The organism is Massilia sp. UYP11 (assembly GCF_050434805.1).
Lineage (GTDB): Bacteria > Pseudomonadota > Gammaproteobacteria > Burkholderiales > Burkholderiaceae_D > Telluria.
In genome coordinates this window covers 104,671-125,745 of the sequence record NZ_JBNDJE010000003.1, presented here as the reverse complement: position 1 = coordinate 125,745, position 21,075 = coordinate 104,671, and the positions used below count along the sequence as shown (strand labels likewise).

Below are 21,075 nucleotides of genomic sequence, written 5' to 3'. Positions count from 1 at the left end.
TCCGACCCGGCCGACGACGTCATATTGCGCTTGTTCGAAAGCGCACTGTCCCGTCATGGCCCTGTTCCGGTCCGGTGCGCACGCCGCGATTTCCCTCGGCGCGCCAGCGGCGTCGCCCGGGACTCAGGCAGCCTGTTCGCGCCATGCTCCCGGATTCACGCCGCTCCATTCGCGAAACGCGTGCGTGAACGCGCTCTGCTCGCGAAAGCCGAGCAGGAAGGCGATGTCGACCAGGCCCAGTTCGCGCCGGCGCAGGTAATCCCGGGCCAGGCCGTAGCGCACCGCGTCGAGCACCTGCTGGAAGCTCGATCCGGCGCCGGCCAGCTTGCGCTGCAGGGTGCGCGGCGAGAGCCCCAGTTCGGCCGCCACCGGCGCCAGCCGCGCCTCGCCGCCGGCCAGGCGCGGCAGCAGCGCGGCCCGGACCCGGACCACGATGGGTTCTTCCCGGGTGGCGCGCTGTTCGAGCAGCCGTTCGGCGTGCTGCTGCAGGAGCGGGTACAGGCTGGTGTCGGCGTTCGGCACCGGCATCGCCAGCAGGGCGGCATCAACGGCGGCGCAGTTCAGCGGCGCGGCGAACTCGGGAGCGATGCCCAGCACGCGCAGGTATTCGGCGTCGCCGTGGCCCGGGTCGGCATGCCTGAGGCGCAGCGCCAGCGGCATCAGGGGACGTCCCGCCAGCCAGCTGCCGAACACGCGGATGCCCGCGTACACGCTTTCCACCAGGTGCCGGGTGGCGTCGGGATAGTGGCTGACCCATTCGTAGTGCGCGTGCGCGCCGCCCTGCGTCACGCGGCTGCGGCCCAGGTCGTGGGCCAGGGATTCGTAGCGCTGGCTCAGCTCCAGAGCATGACCGAAGCTGCTGGAGGCCAGCAGCAGCAGGCCGTAGGCCCGGTAGGTGGCCGGACGCGCCTTTTCGCCCACGTGCAGGCCGAAGAACGGATCGTTCGCCAGGCGCGCGCCGGCTTCGAGCAAGCCGATGTAGCGTCGTGCGGGCAGGCTCTCGGGCAGCGGCTCCAGCGCGCCAGGCGCCAGGCCGGCGGCCTCGGCCAACGCAGGCAGGGTCAGCCCGCGCTCGAGCGCGGTTTCCAGCAGGGGCTGCAGGTAGGAACCGGTCACGCGCGCGCCGTCCGTCAATGGCGTGATAGAACAAGTCTGTGTCATGAAAGCGCAATACGGTTGGCGGGTGCAACTTTAATGTGCTACCCGAGGCGATGCCAGAACTGAAACGCGAAGCGAGCCCTTGGCTGGTAAAAATTGCAACTCGCAGTATAACGGAAAGTCATTCATGCGGCGTTGGAACGGTTGGGGCATCGAGTCGATCACGGTACGGCTGCCAGGGCAGGCCCGCGCCTTGTCCGGCGCACCGCTGTGCCGGGGGACGGCGCCGCAGGATGCGGCCTGCGGACACGCGTGGGTCGGCCTGCAGCCGGGCCAGCTGGTGACGCCATGAATCGGGCCGACACCTTTCCGCCGGGGCGCGACTGGGACCTCCTGGTGATCGGCGGCGGCATCACCGGCGCCGGCATCCTGCTCGAAGCCGCGCGGCGCGGCCTCAAGACCCTGCTGGTCGAGCAGAAGGACTTCGCCTGGGGCACCTCGAGCCGCTCGTCGAAGCTGGTGCACGGCGGCCTGCGCTACCTCGCTTCCGGCAACCTGCGCCTGACGCGCGACGCCGCGCGCGAGCGCGAGTCGCTGCTGCGTGCGGCGCCCGGCCTGGTCGAGCCGCAGGGCTTCGCCTTCGCCGACCATGGCGCCGACGTCAAGCGGCGGCTCGGCTTTCTCGCCATGCTGCGCTGGTACGACATGCTGGCCGGGCGGCGCGAGCCGCACCGCGAACGCCCGGAATCGCCCAGCGTGCCGGCGCCGACCACGGGCGCGGCGATCGGCGCCGCCCCGCTGGCCGGCGCCATCCGCTACACCGACGCCAAGACCGACGACGCGCGCCTGGTGCTGCGCGTGATCGACGAGGCGCGCGCCCACGGCGCGGTTGCCTGCAACTACGTGACCGTGCAGGCGCTGGTGCGCGACGGCGGCAAGGTGCACGGGGCCATGCTGCGCGACGAACGCAGCAAGGCCGAGACGGCGGTGCGCGCCCGGGTGGTCATCAACGCCACCGGGGCCTGGTCCGACCTGTTCGGCGGCGGGAGCGGCGGCGGCAAGCCCGAGCGCGCGCCGCGCCTGCGGCCGCTGCGCGGCAGCCACCTGGTGCTGCCGGCCTGGCGCCTGCCGCTGGCGCAGGCGGTCAGCCTGCTGCACCCGGCCGACAGCCGCCCGGTGTTCGCCTTCCCATGGGAGGGCGTGACCCTGGTCGGCACCACCGACGTCGACCACGAGGAAGGCCTCAACACCGAGGCGCGCATCACGCGCCATGAATTCGACTACCTGATGGCCGCCCTGCATGCCCAGTTCCCGCAGATGGGCTTGAGCGACCAGGACGTCGTGGCCACCTTCGCCGACGTGCGGCCGGTGATCGACGGCGGCCAGCATGGCGCGCAGTCGTCCGAGAAGCGCGACCACTTCGTCTGGTCGGAGCCGGGGCTGGTGTCGGTGGCGGGCGGCAAGCTGACCACCTTCCGCGCGATCGCGCTCGACGTGCTGCGTCACGTGTCGCAGCAGCTGCCCGGCTGGCAGCTGCGCGCCGAGCGCGGTCCGGTGTTCGCGCGGGTGTCGGTGCCGACGCGCTACGACCTGCCGCCCGGCGTGCTGCGCCGGCTGGCCGGACGCTACGGCGCCCACGCCAGGCCGCTGCTGCTCGCGGCGCGCCAGGGCGAGCTGGAGTGCATCCCGGGCACGCAGACCCTGTGGGCCGAGCTGCGCTGGGCCGCGCGCGCCGAGGAGGTCTACCAGCTCGACGACCTGCTGCTGCGCCGCACCCGGCTCGGCATCCAGCTCCCAAACGGCGGTCTCGACCAGATGACCCGCATCCGCCCCATCTGCCAGCCGGAACTCGGCTGGACCGACGCCCATTGGGAAGCGCAGGAGCGGCGCTACCTGGCCGAGTGTCGCAAGCAGTACGGGGTTCCGCCCGCCGCTTGAAGCGGGGCGCCTGGTCGCGCGCGAAGGTCGCTTAGCGAAGCGGATCGCGGCGACGTGTCAGTGCGCCATCCCGCCGCGCGCCTGCTCCCACGCCGCGCCGTCCTGCGCCGCCACTACCTGGTTGCGCCCGCGCGCCTTGGCCTCGTACATCGCGCGGTCGGCCGAGATGAAGAACGTGCGGATGTCGTCGAACAGGGTCGGCACGATGCAGGCCACGCCGATGCTGACCGTCACCACGCCCGGGCCTTCGGCGCGCGGATTCGGAATGGCCAGGCGCTCGACGTGGGCGCGGATCGTCTCGCCCAGCCGCGCCGCCGCGCCGGACGCGGTATCTGCCAGCAGCACCACGAATTCCTCGCCGCCGTAGCGCGCGGCAAGGTCGGTCGGACGCATCGCGTGCGATTGCAGCGCTTCGGCGATGGCCTGCAGGCAGGCGTCGCCGGCGGCGTGGCCCAGGCTGTCGTTGTAGCCCTTGAAGTGGTCGACGTCGAGCACGATCAGCGACAGCGGCTGGCCGCTGCGGATGGCGCGCTGCCATTCCTTGTCCAGGAAGGCGTCGAAGTGGCGGCGGTTGGCGATGCGCGTGAGCGGGTCGATCAGGGCGGCGCGCTGCAGCGCCGTCTCGGACTGCTTGTGGTGGGTGATGTCGTGCAGCAGGGCGACGAACAGCGCCTCGCCGCCCGCCACCGGCGACAGGCTCAGGTCCATCGCGTGCAGGGTGCCGTCCGATTGGCGCACCAGCACTTCGCGCGTGCCGCGGCAGCGCGCGCTTGCCTCGGCGTCGAGGGGGCGGGCGAAATAGCCGGCGTAGTCGCCGGCGGCGGGCGGCTCGATCAGGTCGGCCAGCAGCTCGCCTTCCAGCACTTCCTTGGGCTGGGACAGGAAGCGTTCGCAGGCCGGATTGGCGTACACCACGCGGCCTTCGCAGTCGACCAGCATCAGGCCCTCGTCCATCCCGTCCACGATCAGCTGCAGGCGCTCGGCCTGCTGCTTCTGGCTTTCGCTGCTGCTGCGCAGGCGCAGCTGGGCGCGCACGCGCGCGCATACCTCGGCCATGCGCACCGGCTTGGCGATGTAGTCGGCGGCGCCGGTGTCGAAGCCGGCCACGATGTCTTCGGTCTCGCCGCGGGCGCTGACGAAAATGACGGGGATGTGGGCGGTGTCGGGCTGGCGCTTCAGGCGCCGGCAGATCTCCAGGCCGTCGAGGTCGGGCAGGATCACGTCGAGCAGGATCAGGTCGGGCTGGACTCGGGTGGCGATGTCGAGCGCGCGCTTGCCGGAACTGGCGACGAAGGTCTGGTAGCCCTGCTGGCGCATCATGTCCTGCAGCAGCCCGAGACTGTCGGGAGCGTCGTCGACGATCAAAATCGCGGATTGGCGCGCCGGTGTGGCGAACGCTAGGGCAGGATACATCATCGGTGGCGGGCAGACCTCATCAGTGTCGAGAAATCATACTCTTTATATGGAGATTCTGGACACGAATCTTGCCTAAAATCCACCACCTGATGTAATTGTTGCACTGTTGCAACTGACCCGCCATTGGCCCGGCGTTGCCCCGGAATGATACCGCTATCTACTGACAGTCAAGAACAGGGCCGCAACCGCGGCCCCGCTCGACGTTACAGCATGTCGGCGATCAGCTTGCCGAGGACCGCGATGCCTTCGCGGATGCGTTCCGGCGGCACCGTCACGAAGGACAGGCGCAGCGTGTTGGTGGCCGGATCGTTGGCGTAGAACGGCGCGCCCGGCACGAAGGCGACGCGCGCGGCCAGCGACTGTTCCAGCAGCTTCATGGCGTCGATCTGCTGCGGCAGGGTAACCCAGATGAACATGCCGCCTTCCGGCTTGGTCCAGCTCACGCCGGCCGGGAAATGCTGCTGCATCGCGTCCAGCATCACCTGGCACTGGTCGCCGTACAGCTGGCGGATGGTCGGGATGTGCTGGTCCAGGAAGCCGTCCTTGACGACTTCGTGCACCACCATCTGGGTCAGCTGGGCGGTGTGCAGGTCGGCCGCCTGCTTGGCCAGCTCGAGGCGGCGCACCAGCGGCAGCGGGGCGCACACGTAGCCGAGGCGGATGCCCGGGGTCAGCACCTTCGAGAACGAGCCCATGTAGATGACGCCGTCCGGGTTCATCGCGACCATCTTGGGGCTCGGCGCGCCCTTGTAGCTCAGCGAACCGTAGGGATCGTCCTCGATCAGCGGCACGCCGAGGCGGGCGCAGGTTTCCACCAGTTCCTGGCGGCGCTCGACCGACAGCGAACGGCCGGTCGGGTTCTGGAAGTTCGGCAGCGCGTACAGCATGCGCGCGCCTTGCGCGATGCCTTCGAGCGACGACGGCACCAGGCCTGCTTCATCCGTGTCGACCGACTTGAATTCGGGGCGGTAGACCGAGAACGCCTGCAGCGCGCCCAGGTAGCTCGGGGTCTCGACCAGCACGCGGCTGCCTTCGTCGATCAGCACCTTGCCCAGCAGGTCGAGCGCCTGCTGCGAGCCGGAGGTCATGAGGATCTGTTCCGGCAGGATCGTCGAACCTTCCGTCGACAGCGAACCGGCAATCCATTCCCGCAGCGGCGCGTAGCCGTCGGTCGGGCCATACTGCAGCGCGACCTTGCCGTTCTCGGTCAGGACCTTGTCGTAAGCGGCTTTCATGCGCTCGACCGGGAAGGTGGCTGGCGATGGCAGGCCCCCGGCGAACGAGATGATCTCCGGACGCTGGGTGATCTTGAGGATCTCGCGGATGAACGAGCTTTGCAACTGCTGGGCGCGTTCCGAGAACTGCCACTGGATGGGATTGGGGTTTTCGATTTTCATACTTGTCTCACAGGAAGGGGCGCGGTGGTGCCGGGCCATTATATAAAACACGCCGGTAGGCGGCTTCTTTTCGGCGAATGGAGCCGGGTAAGCCCCACCCGAGGCACAACATTAATGGAATTACAGACGAATTAACGCCGGTAGTTGCCGGCTGAATGGCTGTTTTATGCCACTTCGACGATCATTTCGATCTCGACGCAGGTGCCGCGCGGCAGCGACGCCACGCCGAAGGCCGAGCGGGCGTGCTTGCCGGCGTCGCCGAACACCTCGCCGATCAGTTCCGAGGCGCCATTGGTGACCAGGTGCTGTTCGTTGTATTCCGGGGTCGAAGCGACCAGGCTCATCAGTTTGACGATGCGCTTGACGCGGTTCAGGTCGCCGCCCACGGCTTCCTGCAGGGTGCCGATCAGGTCGATCGCGACCGAGCGCGCGGCAGCCTGGGCCTCGGACGTGGTCTTGTCGCGGCCAACGATGCCGGCATTGATGCTGCCGTCCTTGTTCTTGGCGATATGGCCCGAGATGAACACGAGGTTGCCGGTCTGGACGTACATGACGTATGCCGCGGCCGGGGTGGCCGGCGCTTCCAGGGTGATGTTCAGTTCTTTGAGTTTGTCGTAGACGGACATATTGTTTTCCCCAATGGTGCGTGAATGAAGCCGGTATTGTACGTCGAGCCGAGGGCATGCACATCCAACGGCTCGGTCAGCTAGGCCGGCGCCGCACGTGTAGTCGCCGTCCGGCAAGCACGACCCCGATCACGGCCAGTGCGAACAGGCTGTCGTGCAGGGTCAGCGGTTCGCCCAGCAGCAGGGCGGCGCCGGCCAGGCTCATGAAGGGTTGCAACAGCTGCACCTGGCCGACCCGCGCGATCCCGCCCAGGGCCAGGCCGCGGTACCAGAAAAAGAAGCCGACGAACATCGAGAACACGGTCATGTAGGCCAGCCCCGCCCAGGCCGCGGCGCCGACGCCGGTCAACGCGCGCGCTTGCGGCCAGCAATGCCAGGCCAGCAGCGGCGCCACCAACGGTAGCGCCACCAGTAGCGCCCACGAAATCGTCTCCGGGCCGCCCAGGGTGCGCGCCAGCTTGCCGCCCTCGGCATAGCCGACGGCGCCGGCCGCCACGGCCAGGAACATCAGCAGGTCGGCCAGTTGCAGGGCGCCGCCGCCCTGGGACAAGGCGAACGCGATCACCAGCGCCGCGCCGAGCACGGCCATCAGCCAGAAGGCGGCGGACGGCCGCTCGTCGCCGCGCAGGGCGCCGTACAGGGCCGTCATCAGCGGCAGCAGGCCGGCCAGCACCGCGCCGTGCGTGGCCGGCACCGAGCGCAGGGCCAGCGCGCAGAGGAGCGGAAAGCCGATCACCACGCCCAGCGCCACCAGGGCCAGCGGCGCCAGTGCGGCGCGCGGCGGCAACGGGGCGCGCCGCCATCCGAGCCACAGGCCGGCCAGCAGCGCCGCGCCCAGCGCGCGCCCGAGTGTGATGAACAAGGGGTCGAGTTCGGCCACCGCCATGCGGGTAAACGGCAAGGTCAAGCTGAACATCGCCACGCCCACCAGGCCAAGGAGCATGCCGCGTGCTTCGTCGCTGCGAGCGGTCGGGGTGGGGCGGGCGAGGGTGTTCATCGGCGATCCTTGGTCGGGCTTGCGGCAACGGGGCAGTGGGTCTATCCTAGCCGTACGGACCAGTACAGTCCCAGTACACTTCGACCGATAATTTGCCGACTGTGGTGGTGAAATGACCGATACACTCGTCTTCGCACTGGCGCGCGAGGCCGGCGCACCGCTGGCCGACCAGATCGTGCGCGCGGTGGCGGCGCGCGTCGACGAGCGCCTGCTGCGCCCCGGCGCGCGCATGCCCTCGATCCGGCGCTTCGCCGCCAGCCACGGGGTGTCGCCGTTCACCGTCGTGGCCAGCTACGACCGGCTGGTGGCGCTGGGTTACCTGGAATCGCGCCGCGGCGCCGGCTTCTTCGTGCGCGAGCGCCAGGCGCCGGCGCATACGCCCACGCATACGTCCACGTCGGCACGGCCGGCGCCGGTCCCGGCCGACCTCGACATCGCCTGGCTGGTGCGCAGCATGTTTCGCCAGGCCCCGCTCGGGCTGGCGCCGGGTTCCGGCGTGCTGCCGGCCGACTGGCTCGACGGGGCGGCGGTGGCCAACGCGCTGCGCGCGCTCAGCCGTCAGAACTGCGCCGGCTTGCTCAATTACGGTTCGCCGCACGGCTTCCTGCCGCTGCGTCAGCAGCTCCAGCTCCAGCTGGCCGAGCTCGAGATCGATGCCGCGCCCGAGCAGCTGGTGACCACGCTCGGCGTAACCCAGGCGCTGGATCTGGTGGCGCGCGCGTTCTGCCTGCCGGGCGACACGGTGCTGGTCGACGATCCGGCCTGGTTCCTGATGTTCGGGTCGTTCGCGGCGCTGGGCCTGAAGGTGGTCGGCGTGCCGCGCCTGGCCGACGGTCCCGACCTGGCGCGGCTCGGGGAGCTGGCGGCGCTGCATCGCCCGCGCCTGTTCGTCATCAACTCGGTGCTGCACAACCCCAGCTCGACCTCGGTATCGGCGGCCAAGGCCTTCCAGGTGCTGCGCCTGGCCGAGCAGCACGACTTCCTGGTGGTCGAGGACGACATCTACTGCGGCCTGCACCCGGGCGGCGCCACGCGCCTGGCCGCGCTGGACGGCCTGCGGCGGGTGATCTACCTGGGCGGATTTTCGAAGTCGATGGCGGCCAACCTGCGGGTCGGCTTCGTCGCCGCCTCGCGCGAGCGGGCCGCGCTGCTGGCCGACCGCAAGATGCTGGCCACGCTCAGCACCAGCGACATCGGCGAGCGCGTGGTCTACAAGATCCTGGCCGAAGGCCAGCACCGCAAGCACCTCGATCGCGTGCGCGGCCGCCTGGATGCGGTGCGGCCGGGCGCGCTGCGCCGGCTCGAGGCGCTCGGGATGCGGGTCGACCCGGCGCCGGCGGCCGGCATGTTCCTGTGGGTCGACGCCGGCATGGACACCAATGCACTTACGGCGCGCGCCATGGGGCAGGACGTGCTGCTGGCGCCGGGCAGCCTGTTCTCGCCCAGCCAGCAGCCGTCGACCCGGATGCGGCTGAACCTGGCGGCGCTGCAGGATCCGGGCGTGTGGCGCTTCCTGGAGGGGCGCGCCGGCTGAGCGTCGGCTGACTTAGCCGGCCTGCTGCCCCGGGCAGCCGGCCGCCATCATCTTGTTCATGCCGTCCATGATCTGTTCCTGCGTCAGGTCCTGCTTGTGGGTGGCGATCGACCAGCGGTGGCCGAACGGGTCGACCACCTGGCCGTAGCGGTCGCCCCAGAACATGTCGGACAGCGGCATCACCGGCCTGGCGCCGGCCTCCAGCGCCTGGGCCCATACGGCATCGGCATCCTCGACGTACAGGTGGATGACCACGGGCGTGCCTTTCAGGGCCAGCGGCCCCAGGCTGCCGAACTCGGGAAAGTCTTGCGCCAGCATGATGGGCGAATCGCCGATGCGCAGCTCCGCATGCATGATCTTGCCGTCCGGCCCGGGCAGGCGCGCGATCTCGACGGCGCCGAAGGCCTTCCTGTAGAACGCGATCGCGTCAAGCGCCTGTTCGCACACCAGGTGCGGGGTGACGGTACGGTAGCCTTCGGGGATGGGACGTACTGCCTGGTTCATGGTGTTCTCCTGTGTGGTAGTGGATGGGTGCCGCACCGGCTACGACGAACGGGACGGGCAGGATTCGACACGATCGATCGATAAAAGTGCAAATTTCTTTGAAGCAATTTTCTTCTTATCAAAACGACCTCTTGAAATCGCCGTCGTCATCCATATATGCGTCCGAGTCTGACCAACCCCCCATGTTTTTTAACGAGGAACAAGATGGCGAACGCCGAAAAAGAAACCCTTGGCTTCCAGGCAGAAGTAAAACAGCTGCTGCAACTGATGATTCACTCCTTGTATTCGAACAAGGAGATTTTCCTGCGCGAACTGATCTCGAACGCGTCCGACGCGGCCGACAAGCTGCGCTTCGAGGCGATCAACAACGACGCCCTGTACGGCGACGACCATGAATTGAGAATCAAGGTCTCGTTCGACAAGGATGCGAAAACCATCACGATCTCGGACAACGGCATCGGCATGAGCCGCGACGAGGTGATCTCGCATCTGGGCACCATCGCCAAGTCGGGCACCAAGGAATTCTTCAGCAAGCTGTCGGGCGACCAGCAGCAGGATGCGGCCCTGATCGGCCAGTTCGGCGTGGGCTTCTATTCGGGCTTCATCGTGGCCGAGAGGATCGTCGTCAATACCCGCCGCGCCGGCGCCTTTGCCGAGCAGGGCGTGCGCTGGGATTCGCGCGGCGAGGGCGAGTACTCGATCGAGCAGATCGAAAAGCCTGGGCGCGGCACCGACGTGATCCTGCACCTGCGCGAAGGCGAGGAAGAATTGCTGTCTTCGTGGAAGCTCAAATCGATCATCCGCAAGTATTCCGACCACATCTCGCTGCCGATCGTGATGCAGAAGGAAGAGTGGGACGAAGAGAAGAAAGAGACCGTCCTCAAGGACGAACTCGAGACCGTGAACCAGGCCAGCGCGCTGTGGGCACGCTCGAAGAGCGACATCACCGAAGAACAGTACAACGAGTTCTACAAGCACGTCTCGCACGACTTCCAGGAACCGCTGACCTATACCCACAACCGGGTGGAAGGCCGCAGCGAATACACCCAGCTGCTGTACGTGCCGGCCCATGCCCCGTTCGACCTGTGGGACCGCAACAAGCGCGGCGGCATCAAGCTGTACGTCAAGCGGGTGTTCATCATGGACGACGCCGAGCAGCTGATGCCGACCTACCTGCGCTTCATCAAGGGCGTGATCGACTCCGCCGACCTGCCGCTGAACGTCTCGCGCGAGATCCTGCAGGAGTCGCGCGACGTGCGCGTGATCCGCGAAGGCTCGACCAAGCGCGTGCTGGGCATGCTCGAGGAAATGGCGAATTCCGACGAGCAGGCCGGCAAGGACAAGTATGCGACCTTCTGGAAGGAATTCGGCCAGGTGCTCAAGGAAGGCATCGGCGAGGACGCCACCAACAAGGACCGCATCGCCAAGCTGCTGCGCTTCGCCTCGACCTTTGATGACTCGGGCGAGCAGACCGTGTCGTTCGCCGACTACGTCGGCCGCATGAAGGAAGGCCAGGACAAGATCTATTACGTCACCGCCGACAACTACCAGGCGGCGAAGAACAGCCCGCACCTCGAGATCTTCCGCAAGAAGGGCGTCGAGGTGATCCTGATGACCGACCGCGTCGACGAATGGATGCTGTCGTTCTTCACCGAGTTCGAAGGCAAGGAACTGGTGTCGGTCGCCAAGGGCGGCCTGGACCTGGGCGCGCTGGAAGACGAGGCGGAAAAGAAGGAGCACGCCGAGACCGAGGCCGGCTACAAGGAACTGGTCGAGAGCATGAAGGGCGCCCTGGGCGAGAAGGCCAAGGACGTACGCGTGACCTTCCGCCTGACCGACTCGCCGGCCTGCCTGGTGGCGGACGAAAACGAGTTGTCGGGCAACCTGCTGCGCATGCTGAAGGCGGCCGGCCAGAACGCGCCGGAATCGAAGCCCATTCTCGAGATCAACCCGAACCACCCACTGGTGCAGCGCCTAAAGTACGAGGACGCGAGCGGCGGACGCTTCGCCGACTGGTCGCATATCCTGTTCGACCAGGCGATGCTGGCCGAGGGCGGGAGCCTGCACGACCCGGCCTCGTTCGTGAAGCGCCTGAACGAGATGCTGCTGGCGCCGGCCAGGTAAGCGTCGCAGCAGGCTTTCTCGCGACGGCAAAAAAAACCGGGGCAACGCGGTAATGCCGTCAAGTTAAGCTGCTGAGCTAGCCGTCAACTACGTCGTCCCCGCGCAGGCGGGGACCCAAGTTCTGCAAACGTCGTCGAAACGCTTGCAAGATTGGGTCCCCACCTTCGTGGGGAGTCGTTACTGCCAGTGGCAGTAACGACGTTTTTACGTTAACTCAAGAAAACTTTCGACTCAACCCAACGTCACGCCGTTCGTCGGCGCGTCGCGAGCCAGCACAGGACGGATCCCGCGCACACCATCGCCGCGCCTTGCCAGAACGAGAACGACAGCGACGTGTCGAGCACCAGCGCCGCCAGCGCGGCCGACAACACGGGAATGAAGTAGGAGGCGCCGGCCAGGACCGTGACGTTGCCGTGCAGGATGCCGACGTTCCATGCCGCGTAGCCGAAGCCCATGGCGGCGGATGCGAGCAGCAGGTGGATGACCGATTGCGTGTCGATGCGCATCGCTTCCCCGCCCATCAGCGCATATTTGGTCCACAGCGCCAGCGCGGTGAGCATGAAGAACAAGGTGACGCCATTGCTGCCGTTGGCGATCCTGGCGGTGACGGTGCAGTAGCCGGCCCAGATCAGGGCGCCGCTGAAGGCCAGGCCGTAGCTGAGCGGGTTGTCGCGCACATTGGTCGCGATCGCCCTGGGTTCGAGCCCGCCATCGCCGCCCAGCACCCAGCACACGCCGCCGATCGCCAGCGCCAGGCCGGGGGCGATCAGCCAGGTCGTCCTGTGGCCATTGAAGACGATGGCGAACACCATCGTGAAGGCCGGCCACAGGTAGTTCACCATGCCCACTTCGATGGCCTGGCGGTGGGTAGCGGCGTAGCCGATCGACAGCGCCAGGCACATCTCGTAGGCGACGAACAGCAGGCTCCCCCACGCCAGGTAAGCGCGCGGAAAGGCGCGCACCTTGCTCGGGCCGACCGTGAGCAACAGCAGGATCGAGGCAACCGTATAGATCAACGCCGCGCCGCCGGTCGCCCCGAAGCTGGCGCTGACGCTGCGGATTAGTCCGACGATCGAGCTCCACAACAGGATCGCGAGCAGGCCGATCAGTGTGGCCCGCGTGGTCTTGCTCGTATTGCGCATGCTCAGGTCATAGATGGCGGATCTCGGCCGGTGGCGTGGTCCAATTGTCGTTGCGTCCGTCGAGATGGCGCACCGGCGCCGCCAGCAGGTCGGCTACCGGCAGGTCGTCCAGGCTGGCGACGGTGACGGCCACGAAAGGACCCGAGCGCGGAGCGCTGCCGGTCGAGAACACATTGATGCCGCATTCGCCGCAAAAGTGGTGGCCGTCGCGTCGGGTATGGAAGCGGTATGTGCGCAGCGCCGCTTCGCCCTGCAGCAGGCGAAAGGCGGCTGGCGCGAGCTGCACGGCCCAGAAGCGCATCTTGACGCAGATCGAGCAGTTGCACTTGACGGTGCCGAGGGCCAGGTCGATGTCGGCCTCGTAGCGCACCGCGCCGCAGTGGCAGCTGCCGTGGAAGGTCGTCATGCCTGGCCGCGCGCCTGCCACGCGTCGCGGCCGATCTCGTACGCCAGCGTCTGGCGACCATGCCAGATTTCTTCGCCGCGGTATGCCATGCCGAGTTTTTCCATGATGCGCTGCGAGCGCAGGTTGGCCGGGTCGCAGATCGCGCACAGCAGTGGTGCGCGCAGCTTGTCGAAGGCGAAGCGCGCCATGCGCTCGGCCGCCTCGATCGCGTAGCCGCGCCCCCAGCGGTCGGGGCGCAGGCGCCAGCCGATTTCTTGCGGGTTGGCGGGGTCTTGCGCCAGGTGCTGGATGCAGCCGGCGCCGACCAGTTCACCCGTGTCCTGTTCGATGAAGCTCCACCACGAGTAGCCGATCGTTTCCCAGCGCGCCCGGACCCGCGCGATGACGGCGCGGGTCTCCTCGGGCGTCTCGGCCCGGCCAGTGATGAAGCGCATGACTTGCGGATCGCCGTTCAGCAGGCGCAGTCCCTCGTAGTGTGCGTCGCTCATCGGTTCGAAGCGCAGCCGCGCGCTGTGCAGGACCGTCATGCGATCGCGACCTCGTCGCAGAACTGCTCCAGCAGGCGCAGGCCTTCGGGCCAGTCGCCATGGCCCGAATCGGTATTCAGGTGGCCGGCGTCCCCGATCTCGACCAGGCGGCTGCCCCAGGCGCTGGCGAAGGCGATGGTTCGGTCAGGGCTGGCGAAGGGATCGTTGGCGCTGCCCACCACCACGCTGGGGAAGGGCAAGGGTTGCAGCGGGATCGGCGCCCAGCAATTGAGGTCGGCCGGATAGGACGGCGCTTCGACGTCGCTCGGCGCGACCAGGAAGGCGCCCGCCACCTTGAGCCGGGAGCCGGACAGCGCCCAGTGCGCGACCAGCATGCAGCCCAGGCTGTGCGCCACCAGGATCGGCGCGCCCTGGCAGTCGGCGATGGCGGCGTCGAGCTCGGCCACCCATTCATGGCAATGGGGATTGGTCCAGTCGCGGTGCGCGGCGCGGCGCCAGTGCGGGTTGCGTTCGTGCCAGAGCGATTGCCAGTGGCGCGGGCCGGAATTCCAGAGGCCGGGAAGGATCAGGACATCACACTTCATCTTGCTTCTCCTTGATAGGGGCAGCGGGCGCCGCGCCGGTGAAGGCCGGGCGGGCCGGGCGCCACGGCGCCGCCGCCAGGCGCGCGAGCAGGCGCCGGAACGCGTCCTTGCGCTGCTCGGTCAGCATGCCGAGGACGGCGGTCGCGACGGCGACGGCCAGGCCGAGCGCCAGCAGGTCCGTCATGCTGCCGGGGTCGTGCGGATACAGCGCGGGCCAGGCGATCAGCACCAGCGCGTGCGACAGGTAGAGCGTCAGGGTATACGAGGCCAGGCGCCGGATCGGCGGCGCCACGTGCAGCAGGGCCTTGAGGCGGGCGAAGCGCGCGCAGGCGAAATTCAGGCAGACGATCAGGCCGAACACGTAGTCGGCCAGGAAGCGGTCGGCGTTCCCCAGCGCGAAGGCTTGCCCGAGCCAGGAAGCGCGGCCGGCCGCGCGCAGGGTTTCCTCGACCCCGCCCGTCTCGTAGATCGCCAGCAGGGCCAGGCTGGCGATCCAGCCCAGGCGGGCCAGGGCGCATGGGAGCGCATGGCGCGCCTGCCAGTGGTAGAGCGCGACTCCGGCCAGCCAGACCGGCAGCAGCAGCCACAGTTTGACGCCCATGACGGCCAGCACCAGGCACAGGGCCGGCAGCCGCCACGGCCCGCGCACGTAGCAGGCCACGCCGAACAGCACGTAATACCAGACCTCGTAGTTGAGCGACCACCAGGGGCCGAGCCAGGGCGGCACTTCGGCCAGTGACCACAGGTCGCCCAGGAACAGCAGGTGGAACGGGATGTACAGCCAGGGCCTGGCCAGCTGGTAGTGCCGGTCCATGCCGGTCATCAGGTGGCCGTGCACCAGGCTGGCGCAGGCGAAGGCCAGCAACAGCACCGGCAGCGCCACCGAATAGATGCGGGCGGCGCGCGCCAGCGCGTATTCGCGCGCGCTGGGGCGGCGCTGCGCGGTGGTATGGGCGATCACGAAGCCCGACAGCACGAAGAAGGCCATCACGGCCTCGCGCCCGAACAGGGTCAGGAGGTCGGCGCCGGGGCCTTCCGCCAGGCCGAACTGGCGCACGTGCATCGCCACTACTGCCAGCGCCGCCAGGAAGCGGACCAGGTCGAGATAGACCGAGAACGGCTGGTCGAGTGGGGAGGGGGCGGCGCGCATGGTGTTTATATTAATGCAAAACGGGCCGATGGCGACGCCAGCCGGGCCGCCGCCGGCCGCCTGGAACGTCCTTTCACCAGCCGGGACGGATTTTTCAAAGCTCGGTGCGCAGCGCGAACAGCTCGGGGAACAGCACCACGTCCAGCATCCTGCGCAGGTAGCTCACGCCGGCGGTGCCGCCGGTTCCCGGCTTGAAGCCGATGATGCGTTCGACCGTACTGACGTGGCGGAAGCGCCAGAAGCGGAACGCCGTCTCCAGGTCGACCAGCTTCTCGGCCAGCTCGTACAGCGCCCAGTGGCGGGAGGTGTCGCCGTACACCTGCAGCCAGGCGGCCTTGACCGAGTCGTCGGCGCGGGTCGGGCCGGTCCAGTCGGCGGCGAGCCGCGCCGGGTCGATGGCAAAGCCGCTGCGCGAGAGCAGCATCACCGCCTCGTCGTAGATCGAGGGCAGGGCCAGTTCGCGCGCCAGCAGCGCGTGGGCCTCGGGCGACTGTTCGTGCACCGCCAGCAGCGCCGCGTTCTTGTTCCCGAGGATGAATTCCAGCTCGCGGTACTGGAATGACTGGAAGCCCGACGAGGCCCCCAGGTAGGGCCGGATCGCCGTGTATTCGGGCGGGGTCATGGTGGCCAGGACGTCCCAGGCGTGCACCAGCTGGTCCATGATGCGCGCCACCCGCGCCAGCATCTTGAAGGCGGGCGGCAGGTCGCCTTCGCGGATGTGGCGCCGCACCGCCTGCAGCTCGTGCAGCATCAGCTTGATCCACAGCTCGCTGGTCTGGTGCTGGACGATGAACAGCAGCTCGTTGTGGTTGGGCGAGCGCGGATGCTGGGCGTTCAGGATCTGGTCCAGGCCCAGGTAGTCGCCGTAGCTCATGGCTTGGCTGAAGTCCATCTTTGCGCCATGCCATTCGGCTGGCCGGTTCTCGTTCTGTTCCTTGTCCATGTCGGTGCCTCGTCAGGTAACGGCGCCGCGCGCGGCGGCCACGTCGTAGTCGTTGCGGTCCAGGATGTCCTTCAGGATCTCGACCGCATCCCAGACGTCCGCGTAACGCGTATACAGCGGCGTGAAGCCGAAGCGCATGATCCCGGGTTCGCGGTAGTCGCCGATCACGCCGCGCGCGATCAGGGCCGCCATCACCGCATAGCCGTGCGGGTGGGTGAAGCTGACATGGCTGCCGCGGCGCGCATGCTCGCGCGGCGTCACCAGGTCCAGCGGATGGCCGGCGCAGCGGCGCTCGACCAGCGCGATGAACAGGTCGGTGAGAAGCAGCGACTTGGCGCGCACCGCAGCCATGTCGGTCGCCTCGAAGATCTCGAGGCCGCACTCGACCAGCGCCAGCGAGACGATGGGTTGCGTGCCGCACAGCGCGCGGCAGATGCCGGCCGCGGGGGCGAAGGCGGGCGCCATCGCGAACGGGCTGGCGTGGCCCCACCAGCCCGACAGCGGGTGATCGAATCCTGCCTGGTGCTTTTGCGGCACCCAGATGAAGGCCGGGGCGCCCGGCCCGCCGTTCAGGTATTTGTAGGTGCAGCCGACGGCGAAGTCGGCGTCGGCGGCGCGCAGGTCGACCGGCACCGCGCCGGCCGAATGGGCCAGGTCCCAGACCGCCAGCGCCCCGGCCTCATGGGCCAGGCGGGTGAGGGCGGCCATGTCGTGCTGGTAGCCGGTGCGGTAGTTGACGTGGGTGAGCATCAGCACCGCGGCATCAAGATCGAGCGCGGCCGGGATCTCGTCCACGGAGTCGACCAGACGCACCCGGTAGCCGCGCTCGAGCCAGCGGGTCAGGCCTTCGGCCATATAGATATCGGTCGGGAAGTTGCTGCGTTCGGTGACGATGGTGCGGCGGTCGCTACCGCGGCGGTCGTTACCGCGGCGGTCGCCACCGCGGCGGCCTGCGGTCGCGCCATCGGACTGGATACGCAGCGCCGCTGCCAGCGCCTTGAACAGATTGAGCGAGGTAGTGTCGGTGACGGCCACTTCGCCGGGGCCGGCGCCGACCAGCGGGGCCAGGCGGTCGCCCAGGCGCTTGGGGCTGTCGAACCAGCCGGCCGTGTTCCAGCTCTTGATCAGGTCGGTTCCCCATTCGCGTGCCACCACGTCCTGGGCGCGGGCCAGGGCGGCGCGGGGGCGGGCGCCGAGCGAGTTGCCGTCCAGGTAGATGACGCCCTCGGGCAGGTCGAAGCGGCTGCGCAGCCCCGCCAGGGGGTCGAGCGCGTCAAGCGCCAGGCAGTCGGCGCGGGTGCTGGTGGGTGCGGTCATGCCGGTTCCATGTATATATAGGTAGTTGACGCAGGTGACGCCTCAAGAATGCGCGCAGGTCGGCAGTGTAGCAAGTTCCACTGGCAGTCGAAAGACGGGTGTTGTCATTAAGACATTTAGTGCGTAGGCAAAAAAAAGTTCAACTATTTTTGCAGCCGCCCTAAAGTTCCTGATGAGCCGTCCGATAACGAGTCAGAGAGACGGCAAGGCGTCGAAAAATATTCAAAAATATTTTCAGAAAACCCTAAAGTCCGCCTGAAGGCTGCCGTTAATGGATGAGTGAGGTGCATAAAAGCAACACTTGCACCCACAGCAAAACAGAAATTCCTGAGTTTCCGAGAGTAAATTCAGCAAAACCTGTAGTGAATTTGCGACAAGCCGGGTCTGACATAGACCCAAATCAAGGTGCTTCCCGGCGCCGCTTCACCCCGGTTTTTCGCGGGGTTTCATAGGGAGTCATGGGCGTTTGTCAGACAAACTCCTACGGCTTCATCTCGTCGTTCCCCTACCCAAAATACAGGTTTTATCCAATACCTGAAAAGTTTCCACACAGTCAGAATCTATCTCATCGGCAACACAAACAAGCGCCGAGACAACTAACGGAGAGAGAAGATGACGATGAACGACATGATGGCCGAGATTCGCGATGCAAACCTGAGCTACCTGATGCTGGCCCAGCAGATGATTCGTGCCGACAAAGTCACCGCCATCTTCCGCCTGGGCGTGTCGGCCGAGATCGCCGAGCTGATCGAAGGCATGAGCAATGCCCAGATCCTGAAGCTCGCCGGCGGCAACATGATGCTGGCCCGCTTCCGCTTCGACGACACCGCGATCCTGGGCATGCTGACCAGCCACACCAAGGAACGCAGCCTGGCGCAATCGCACGCCGCGATCCTGATGGCAGGCCAGCCGGCGGAAGAGATCGTATAATTCCTGCCAGCGGCCTTGCTGGGAGGCCGCATGCAACCAGGGCGGGAACAGTGCATGAGCAACGAATCATGAGCAACGAATGGTGAGTAAAAAGAGCGTCGTATCCGAAGCACAGGAAATCCAGCTCGCGATCGAACTGATCAACCTGGGCGCACGCCTGCAGTTGCTGGAGACCGAGGTCTCGCTGTCGCGCGAACGCTTGCTCAAGCTGTACAAGGAGCTCAAGGGTGTCTCTCCACCCAAGGGCATGCTCCCGTTCTCCACCGACTGGTTCCTGACCTGGCAACCGAACATCCATTCCTCGCTGTTCATGAACATCCACCAGTTCCTGGTGGAGCATGCCGGCGCTTCCGGCATCCATGCCGTCATGAAGGCCTATCAGCTCTACCTCGAACAGATGCCGCCGGCGCCGGGCGAAGAACCGCTGCTGTCGCTCACGCGCGCCTGGACCCTGGTGCGCTTCTTCCAGAGCGGCATGCTGCTGCTGGCCCCGTGCAGCCGCTGCCAGGGCAGGTTCATCGTCAACGCCCTCGACCTGAACGCCGACTACCTGTGCGGCCTGTGCCACATGCCTTCGCGCGCCGGCAAGACCCGCAAGGCCAGGGATGCCCGCGAAGCGGCCGAGCGCGCGGTCGCGGCCGCGGCCGATGACGTGGCGGATGATGCGGCCGAGGACAATTCCCCAGGCCGGGACAGCGCCTGATTTGGCGCGTCGCTCCTGCCTGCGCTTTCTGGGTTTTCCCGCGGTCCGGGCGCTCCTGATCCAGGCCGCCGCCTTTCCCCTCACGCTCGCCGTCGTCTACCTGCTCGCCAGCAATGGCCTGGATTTGTCGCATTGGCACGTCGCCCTGGTGCAGGGCGTGCTCGCCGCGCTGCTGTCCTGGTGGCGCGGCCTGGCCAGCTGGTGGCGCGCGATCCAGTTCGGCTTTGCGCCGGCAGTGCTGGGCGCCAGCGCGCTGGCGATCCCGCCGGCCGTCTTCCTCGCCGTCTTTTTGTTCCTGCTGCTGCTGTACTGGTCGACCTACCGCACCCAGGTGCCGTACTACCCGTCCGGACCCCGGGTGTGGGCGGCGGTCGCAGAGGTGCTGCCGCAAGGCCGGCCGCTGCGCGTGATCGATATCGGCAGCGGCGTCGGCGGGCTGGTGCTGGCGCTGCAGCGGCGCCGGCCGGAGTCGAGCATCGAGGGCATCGAGCTGGCGCCGCTGCCGTGGCTGGCCAGTCACCTGCGCGCGCTCGCCGCCCGTAGCCGCGCGCGCTTCATCTGCGGCGACTACGAGCAACTCCACCTGGGCCACTACGACGCAGTGTTCGCCTATCTGTCGCCTGCCGCGATGAGCGCGCTGTGGCGCAAGGCTGCGCGCGAGATGCGGCCCGGATCGACGCTTTTCAGTTACGAATTCGTCATCGAAGACCGGCCCCCCAGCCGCGTCGTCCATCCGGTCCCGGAAGGGCCGGCACTGTACATGTGGGACTTTTAGGCGACAAATGGTGAGTATGCGGGGTGGTTTTACTTGCCCATAGGCCATTCTCCAGCTAGAGTAGTTCCCTGAATAAACTTTTTCTGAAATTACCGGTTTTGGGTCCTCAAGGCGAGGTCGGAACGGGCTTTTCTGGAGCTAAATCCCTTGCTAGTGATTGTTGGTTACATCATCGTCTGCGCCTGCGTGTTTGGCGGGTTTGCGCTCGCCGGCGGCCACCTGGCGTCGCTATGGCAGCCAATCGAGCTCCTGATGATCGGCGGCGCCGCCTTTGGCGCGTTCTTTGTCGGCAATAACGGCAAGTCGATCAAGGCCACCATGAAGGCCTTCCCCAGTGTCTTCAAGGGTTCCAGGTACACCAAAGACATGTATATGGAGCTGATGGCACTGCAGTTCGACGTGCTGTCGAAGGTGCGCAAGGAGGGCCTGATGTCGATCGAGGGCGACATCGAGGCGCCCGAATCGTCGGCGTTGTTTTCCAGGTATCCGGCGGTGCTGGCCGACCATCACATCATCGAGTTCATGACCGACTACCTGCGCCTGATGGTGTCGGGGAACATGGATGCGATGCAGATCGAAAACCTGATGGACAACGAAATCGAGACCCACCACCACGAGGGCGCCGTGCCGGCCCACGTGATCGCCAAGATCGGCGACGGCCTGCCGGCCTTCGGCATCGTGGCGGCGGTGATGGGCGTGGTCCACACGATGGAATCGGTCGGCCTGCCGCCGGCCGAGCTGGGAATCCTGATCGCTAAGGCGCTGGTCGGCACCTTCCTGGGCATCCTGCTGGCCTATGCCTTCGTCAGCCCGCTGGCGAGCGTGCTGGAGCAGAAGCTGGAAGAATCGAGCAAGATGTTCCAGTGCGTGAAAGTCACGCTGCTGGCGAGCCTGAACGGCTATGCGCCGGCGCTGGCGGTCGAATTCGGCCGCAAGGTGCTGTACTCGACCGAGCGTCCGACGTTCGCCGAGCTCGAAGAGCACATCAAGAAGAAGAAGTAAG

At 67.1% G+C, this 21,075-nt stretch carries 21 protein-coding genes; 8 read left to right on the top strand and 13 right to left on the bottom strand.

Features of this window, described 5'->3' with window-relative positions; all coding sequences use genetic code 11:
• Positions 1-123: 123 nt before the first annotated feature.
• Positions 124-1,161, bottom strand: a complete 1,038-nt coding sequence (locus tag ABIB38_RS07225; protein ID WP_429203018.1) for an AraC family transcriptional regulator ligand-binding domain-containing protein — start codon at positions 1,159-1,161, stop codon at positions 124-126.
• Positions 1,162-1,285: 124 nt separating this feature from the next.
• Between ABIB38_RS07225 and ABIB38_RS07220 the strand changes: the two genes are divergently transcribed.
• Positions 1,286-1,450, top strand: a complete 165-nt coding sequence (locus ABIB38_RS07220; protein WP_429203016.1) for a hypothetical protein — start codon at positions 1,286-1,288, stop codon at positions 1,448-1,450.
• On the top strand, positions 1,447-3,036 hold the full coding sequence (locus ABIB38_RS07215) for a glycerol-3-phosphate dehydrogenase/oxidase (RefSeq protein ID WP_429203015.1): 1,590 nt from the start codon (positions 1,447-1,449) through the stop codon (positions 3,034-3,036). The genes ABIB38_RS07220 and ABIB38_RS07215 overlap by 4 nt, the downstream gene beginning before the upstream one ends.
• 57 nt (positions 3,037-3,093) lie before the next feature.
• On the opposite strand, the gene ABIB38_RS07210 is transcribed toward ABIB38_RS07215, so the two are convergent.
• From ABIB38_RS07210 to ABIB38_RS07195, 4 genes are all read right to left on the bottom strand, one after another.
• Positions 3,094-4,452, bottom strand: coding sequence for a diguanylate cyclase (locus tag ABIB38_RS07210; RefSeq protein WP_429203013.1), 1,359 nt, complete (start codon positions 4,450-4,452; stop codon positions 3,094-3,096).
• A gap of 203 nt (positions 4,453-4,655) precedes the next feature.
• Positions 4,656-5,849, bottom strand: coding sequence for a PLP-dependent aminotransferase family protein (locus ABIB38_RS07205; protein WP_429203011.1), 1,194 nt, complete (start codon positions 5,847-5,849; stop codon positions 4,656-4,658).
• Between the two features lie 164 nt (positions 5,850-6,013).
• A complete protein-coding gene (locus ABIB38_RS07200; protein ID WP_429203009.1) occupies positions 6,014-6,475 on the bottom strand; it encodes a RidA family protein in 462 nt (153 codons plus the stop codon).
• Between the two features lie 76 nt (positions 6,476-6,551).
• Entirely contained in the window at positions 6,552-7,472 is a 921-nt protein-coding gene (locus ABIB38_RS07195) for a DMT family transporter (RefSeq protein WP_429203008.1), read from the bottom strand.
• 112 nt (positions 7,473-7,584) lie between these two features.
• Between ABIB38_RS07195 and ABIB38_RS07190 the strand changes: the two genes are divergently transcribed.
• On the top strand, positions 7,585-9,006 hold the full coding sequence (locus ABIB38_RS07190) for a PLP-dependent aminotransferase family protein (RefSeq protein ID WP_429203007.1): 1,422 nt from the start codon (positions 7,585-7,587) through the stop codon (positions 9,004-9,006).
• 12 nt (positions 9,007-9,018) lie between these two features.
• Here ABIB38_RS07190 and ABIB38_RS07185 read toward each other — a convergent pair whose 3' ends face one another.
• The gene (locus tag ABIB38_RS07185; protein ID WP_429203005.1) at positions 9,019-9,510 is read right to left on the bottom strand and encodes a VOC family protein; all 492 of its coding nucleotides are present in this window, start codon (positions 9,508-9,510) and stop codon (positions 9,019-9,021) included.
• Positions 9,511-9,714: 204 nt separating this feature from the next.
• Between ABIB38_RS07185 and htpG the strand changes: the two genes are divergently transcribed.
• Positions 9,715-11,634 (top strand): molecular chaperone HtpG, encoded by a 1,920-nt coding sequence (gene htpG, locus ABIB38_RS07180; protein ID WP_429203003.1) that lies wholly within the window; start codon positions 9,715-9,717, stop codon positions 11,632-11,634.
• 242 nt (positions 11,635-11,876) lie between these two features.
• On the opposite strand, the gene yddG is transcribed toward htpG, so the two are convergent.
• The 7 genes from yddG to kynU form a co-directional block, all read right to left on the bottom strand.
• Positions 11,877-12,776, bottom strand: a complete 900-nt coding sequence (yddG, locus tag ABIB38_RS07175; RefSeq protein ID WP_429203001.1) for an aromatic amino acid DMT transporter YddG — start codon at positions 12,774-12,776, stop codon at positions 11,877-11,879.
• A 7-nt stretch (positions 12,777-12,783) separates the two neighbouring features.
• Positions 12,784-13,182, bottom strand: coding sequence for a GFA family protein (locus ABIB38_RS07170; RefSeq protein WP_429203000.1), 399 nt, complete (start codon positions 13,180-13,182; stop codon positions 12,784-12,786).
• Positions 13,179-13,709: a GNAT family N-acetyltransferase gene (locus ABIB38_RS07165; RefSeq protein WP_429202998.1), complete on the bottom strand. Its 531-nt coding sequence runs from the start codon at positions 13,707-13,709 to the stop codon at positions 13,179-13,181. The genes ABIB38_RS07170 and ABIB38_RS07165 overlap by 4 nt, the downstream gene beginning before the upstream one ends.
• Positions 13,706-14,254, bottom strand: a complete 549-nt coding sequence (locus ABIB38_RS07160) for an RBBP9/YdeN family alpha/beta hydrolase (protein WP_429202996.1) — start codon at positions 14,252-14,254, stop codon at positions 13,706-13,708. The genes ABIB38_RS07165 and ABIB38_RS07160 overlap by 4 nt, the downstream gene beginning before the upstream one ends.
• On the bottom strand, positions 14,244-15,404 hold the full coding sequence (locus tag ABIB38_RS07155) for an acyltransferase family protein (protein ID WP_429202994.1): 1,161 nt from the start codon (positions 15,402-15,404) through the stop codon (positions 14,244-14,246). Before ABIB38_RS07155 ends, ABIB38_RS07160 begins: the two co-directional genes overlap by 11 nt.
• Before the next feature lie 94 nt (positions 15,405-15,498).
• Positions 15,499-16,347: a tryptophan 2,3-dioxygenase gene (gene kynA, locus ABIB38_RS07150; protein ID WP_429202993.1), complete on the bottom strand. Its 849-nt coding sequence runs from the start codon at positions 16,345-16,347 to the stop codon at positions 15,499-15,501.
• A 12-nt stretch (positions 16,348-16,359) separates the two neighbouring features.
• Entirely contained in the window at positions 16,360-17,664 is a 1,305-nt protein-coding gene (kynU, locus tag ABIB38_RS07145) for a kynureninase (protein ID WP_429202991.1), read from the bottom strand.
• 612 nt (positions 17,665-18,276) lie between these two features.
• Here kynU and flhD point away from each other — a divergent pair.
• From flhD to motA, 4 genes are all read left to right on the top strand, one after another.
• Positions 18,277-18,594 carry a flagellar transcriptional regulator FlhD gene (gene flhD / locus ABIB38_RS07140; RefSeq protein ID WP_429202989.1) on the top strand — a complete coding sequence of 106 codons (318 nt, stop codon included), beginning with the start codon at positions 18,277-18,279 and terminating at the stop codon, positions 18,592-18,594.
• A gap of 82 nt (positions 18,595-18,676) precedes the next feature.
• On the top strand, positions 18,677-19,297 hold the full coding sequence (gene flhC / locus ABIB38_RS07135; protein WP_429203378.1) for a flagellar transcriptional regulator FlhC: 621 nt from the start codon (positions 18,677-18,679) through the stop codon (positions 19,295-19,297).
• Entirely contained in the window at positions 19,257-20,072 is an 816-nt protein-coding gene (locus ABIB38_RS07130; protein WP_429202987.1) for a methyltransferase domain-containing protein, read from the top strand. Before flhC ends, ABIB38_RS07130 begins: the two co-directional genes overlap by 41 nt.
• 147 nt (positions 20,073-20,219) lie before the next feature.
• The gene (motA, locus tag ABIB38_RS07125) at positions 20,220-21,074 is read left to right on the top strand and encodes a flagellar motor stator protein MotA (protein ID WP_429202986.1); all 855 of its coding nucleotides are present in this window, start codon (positions 20,220-20,222) and stop codon (positions 21,072-21,074) included.
• The last annotated feature ends 1 nt before the right edge of the window (position 21,075 follow it).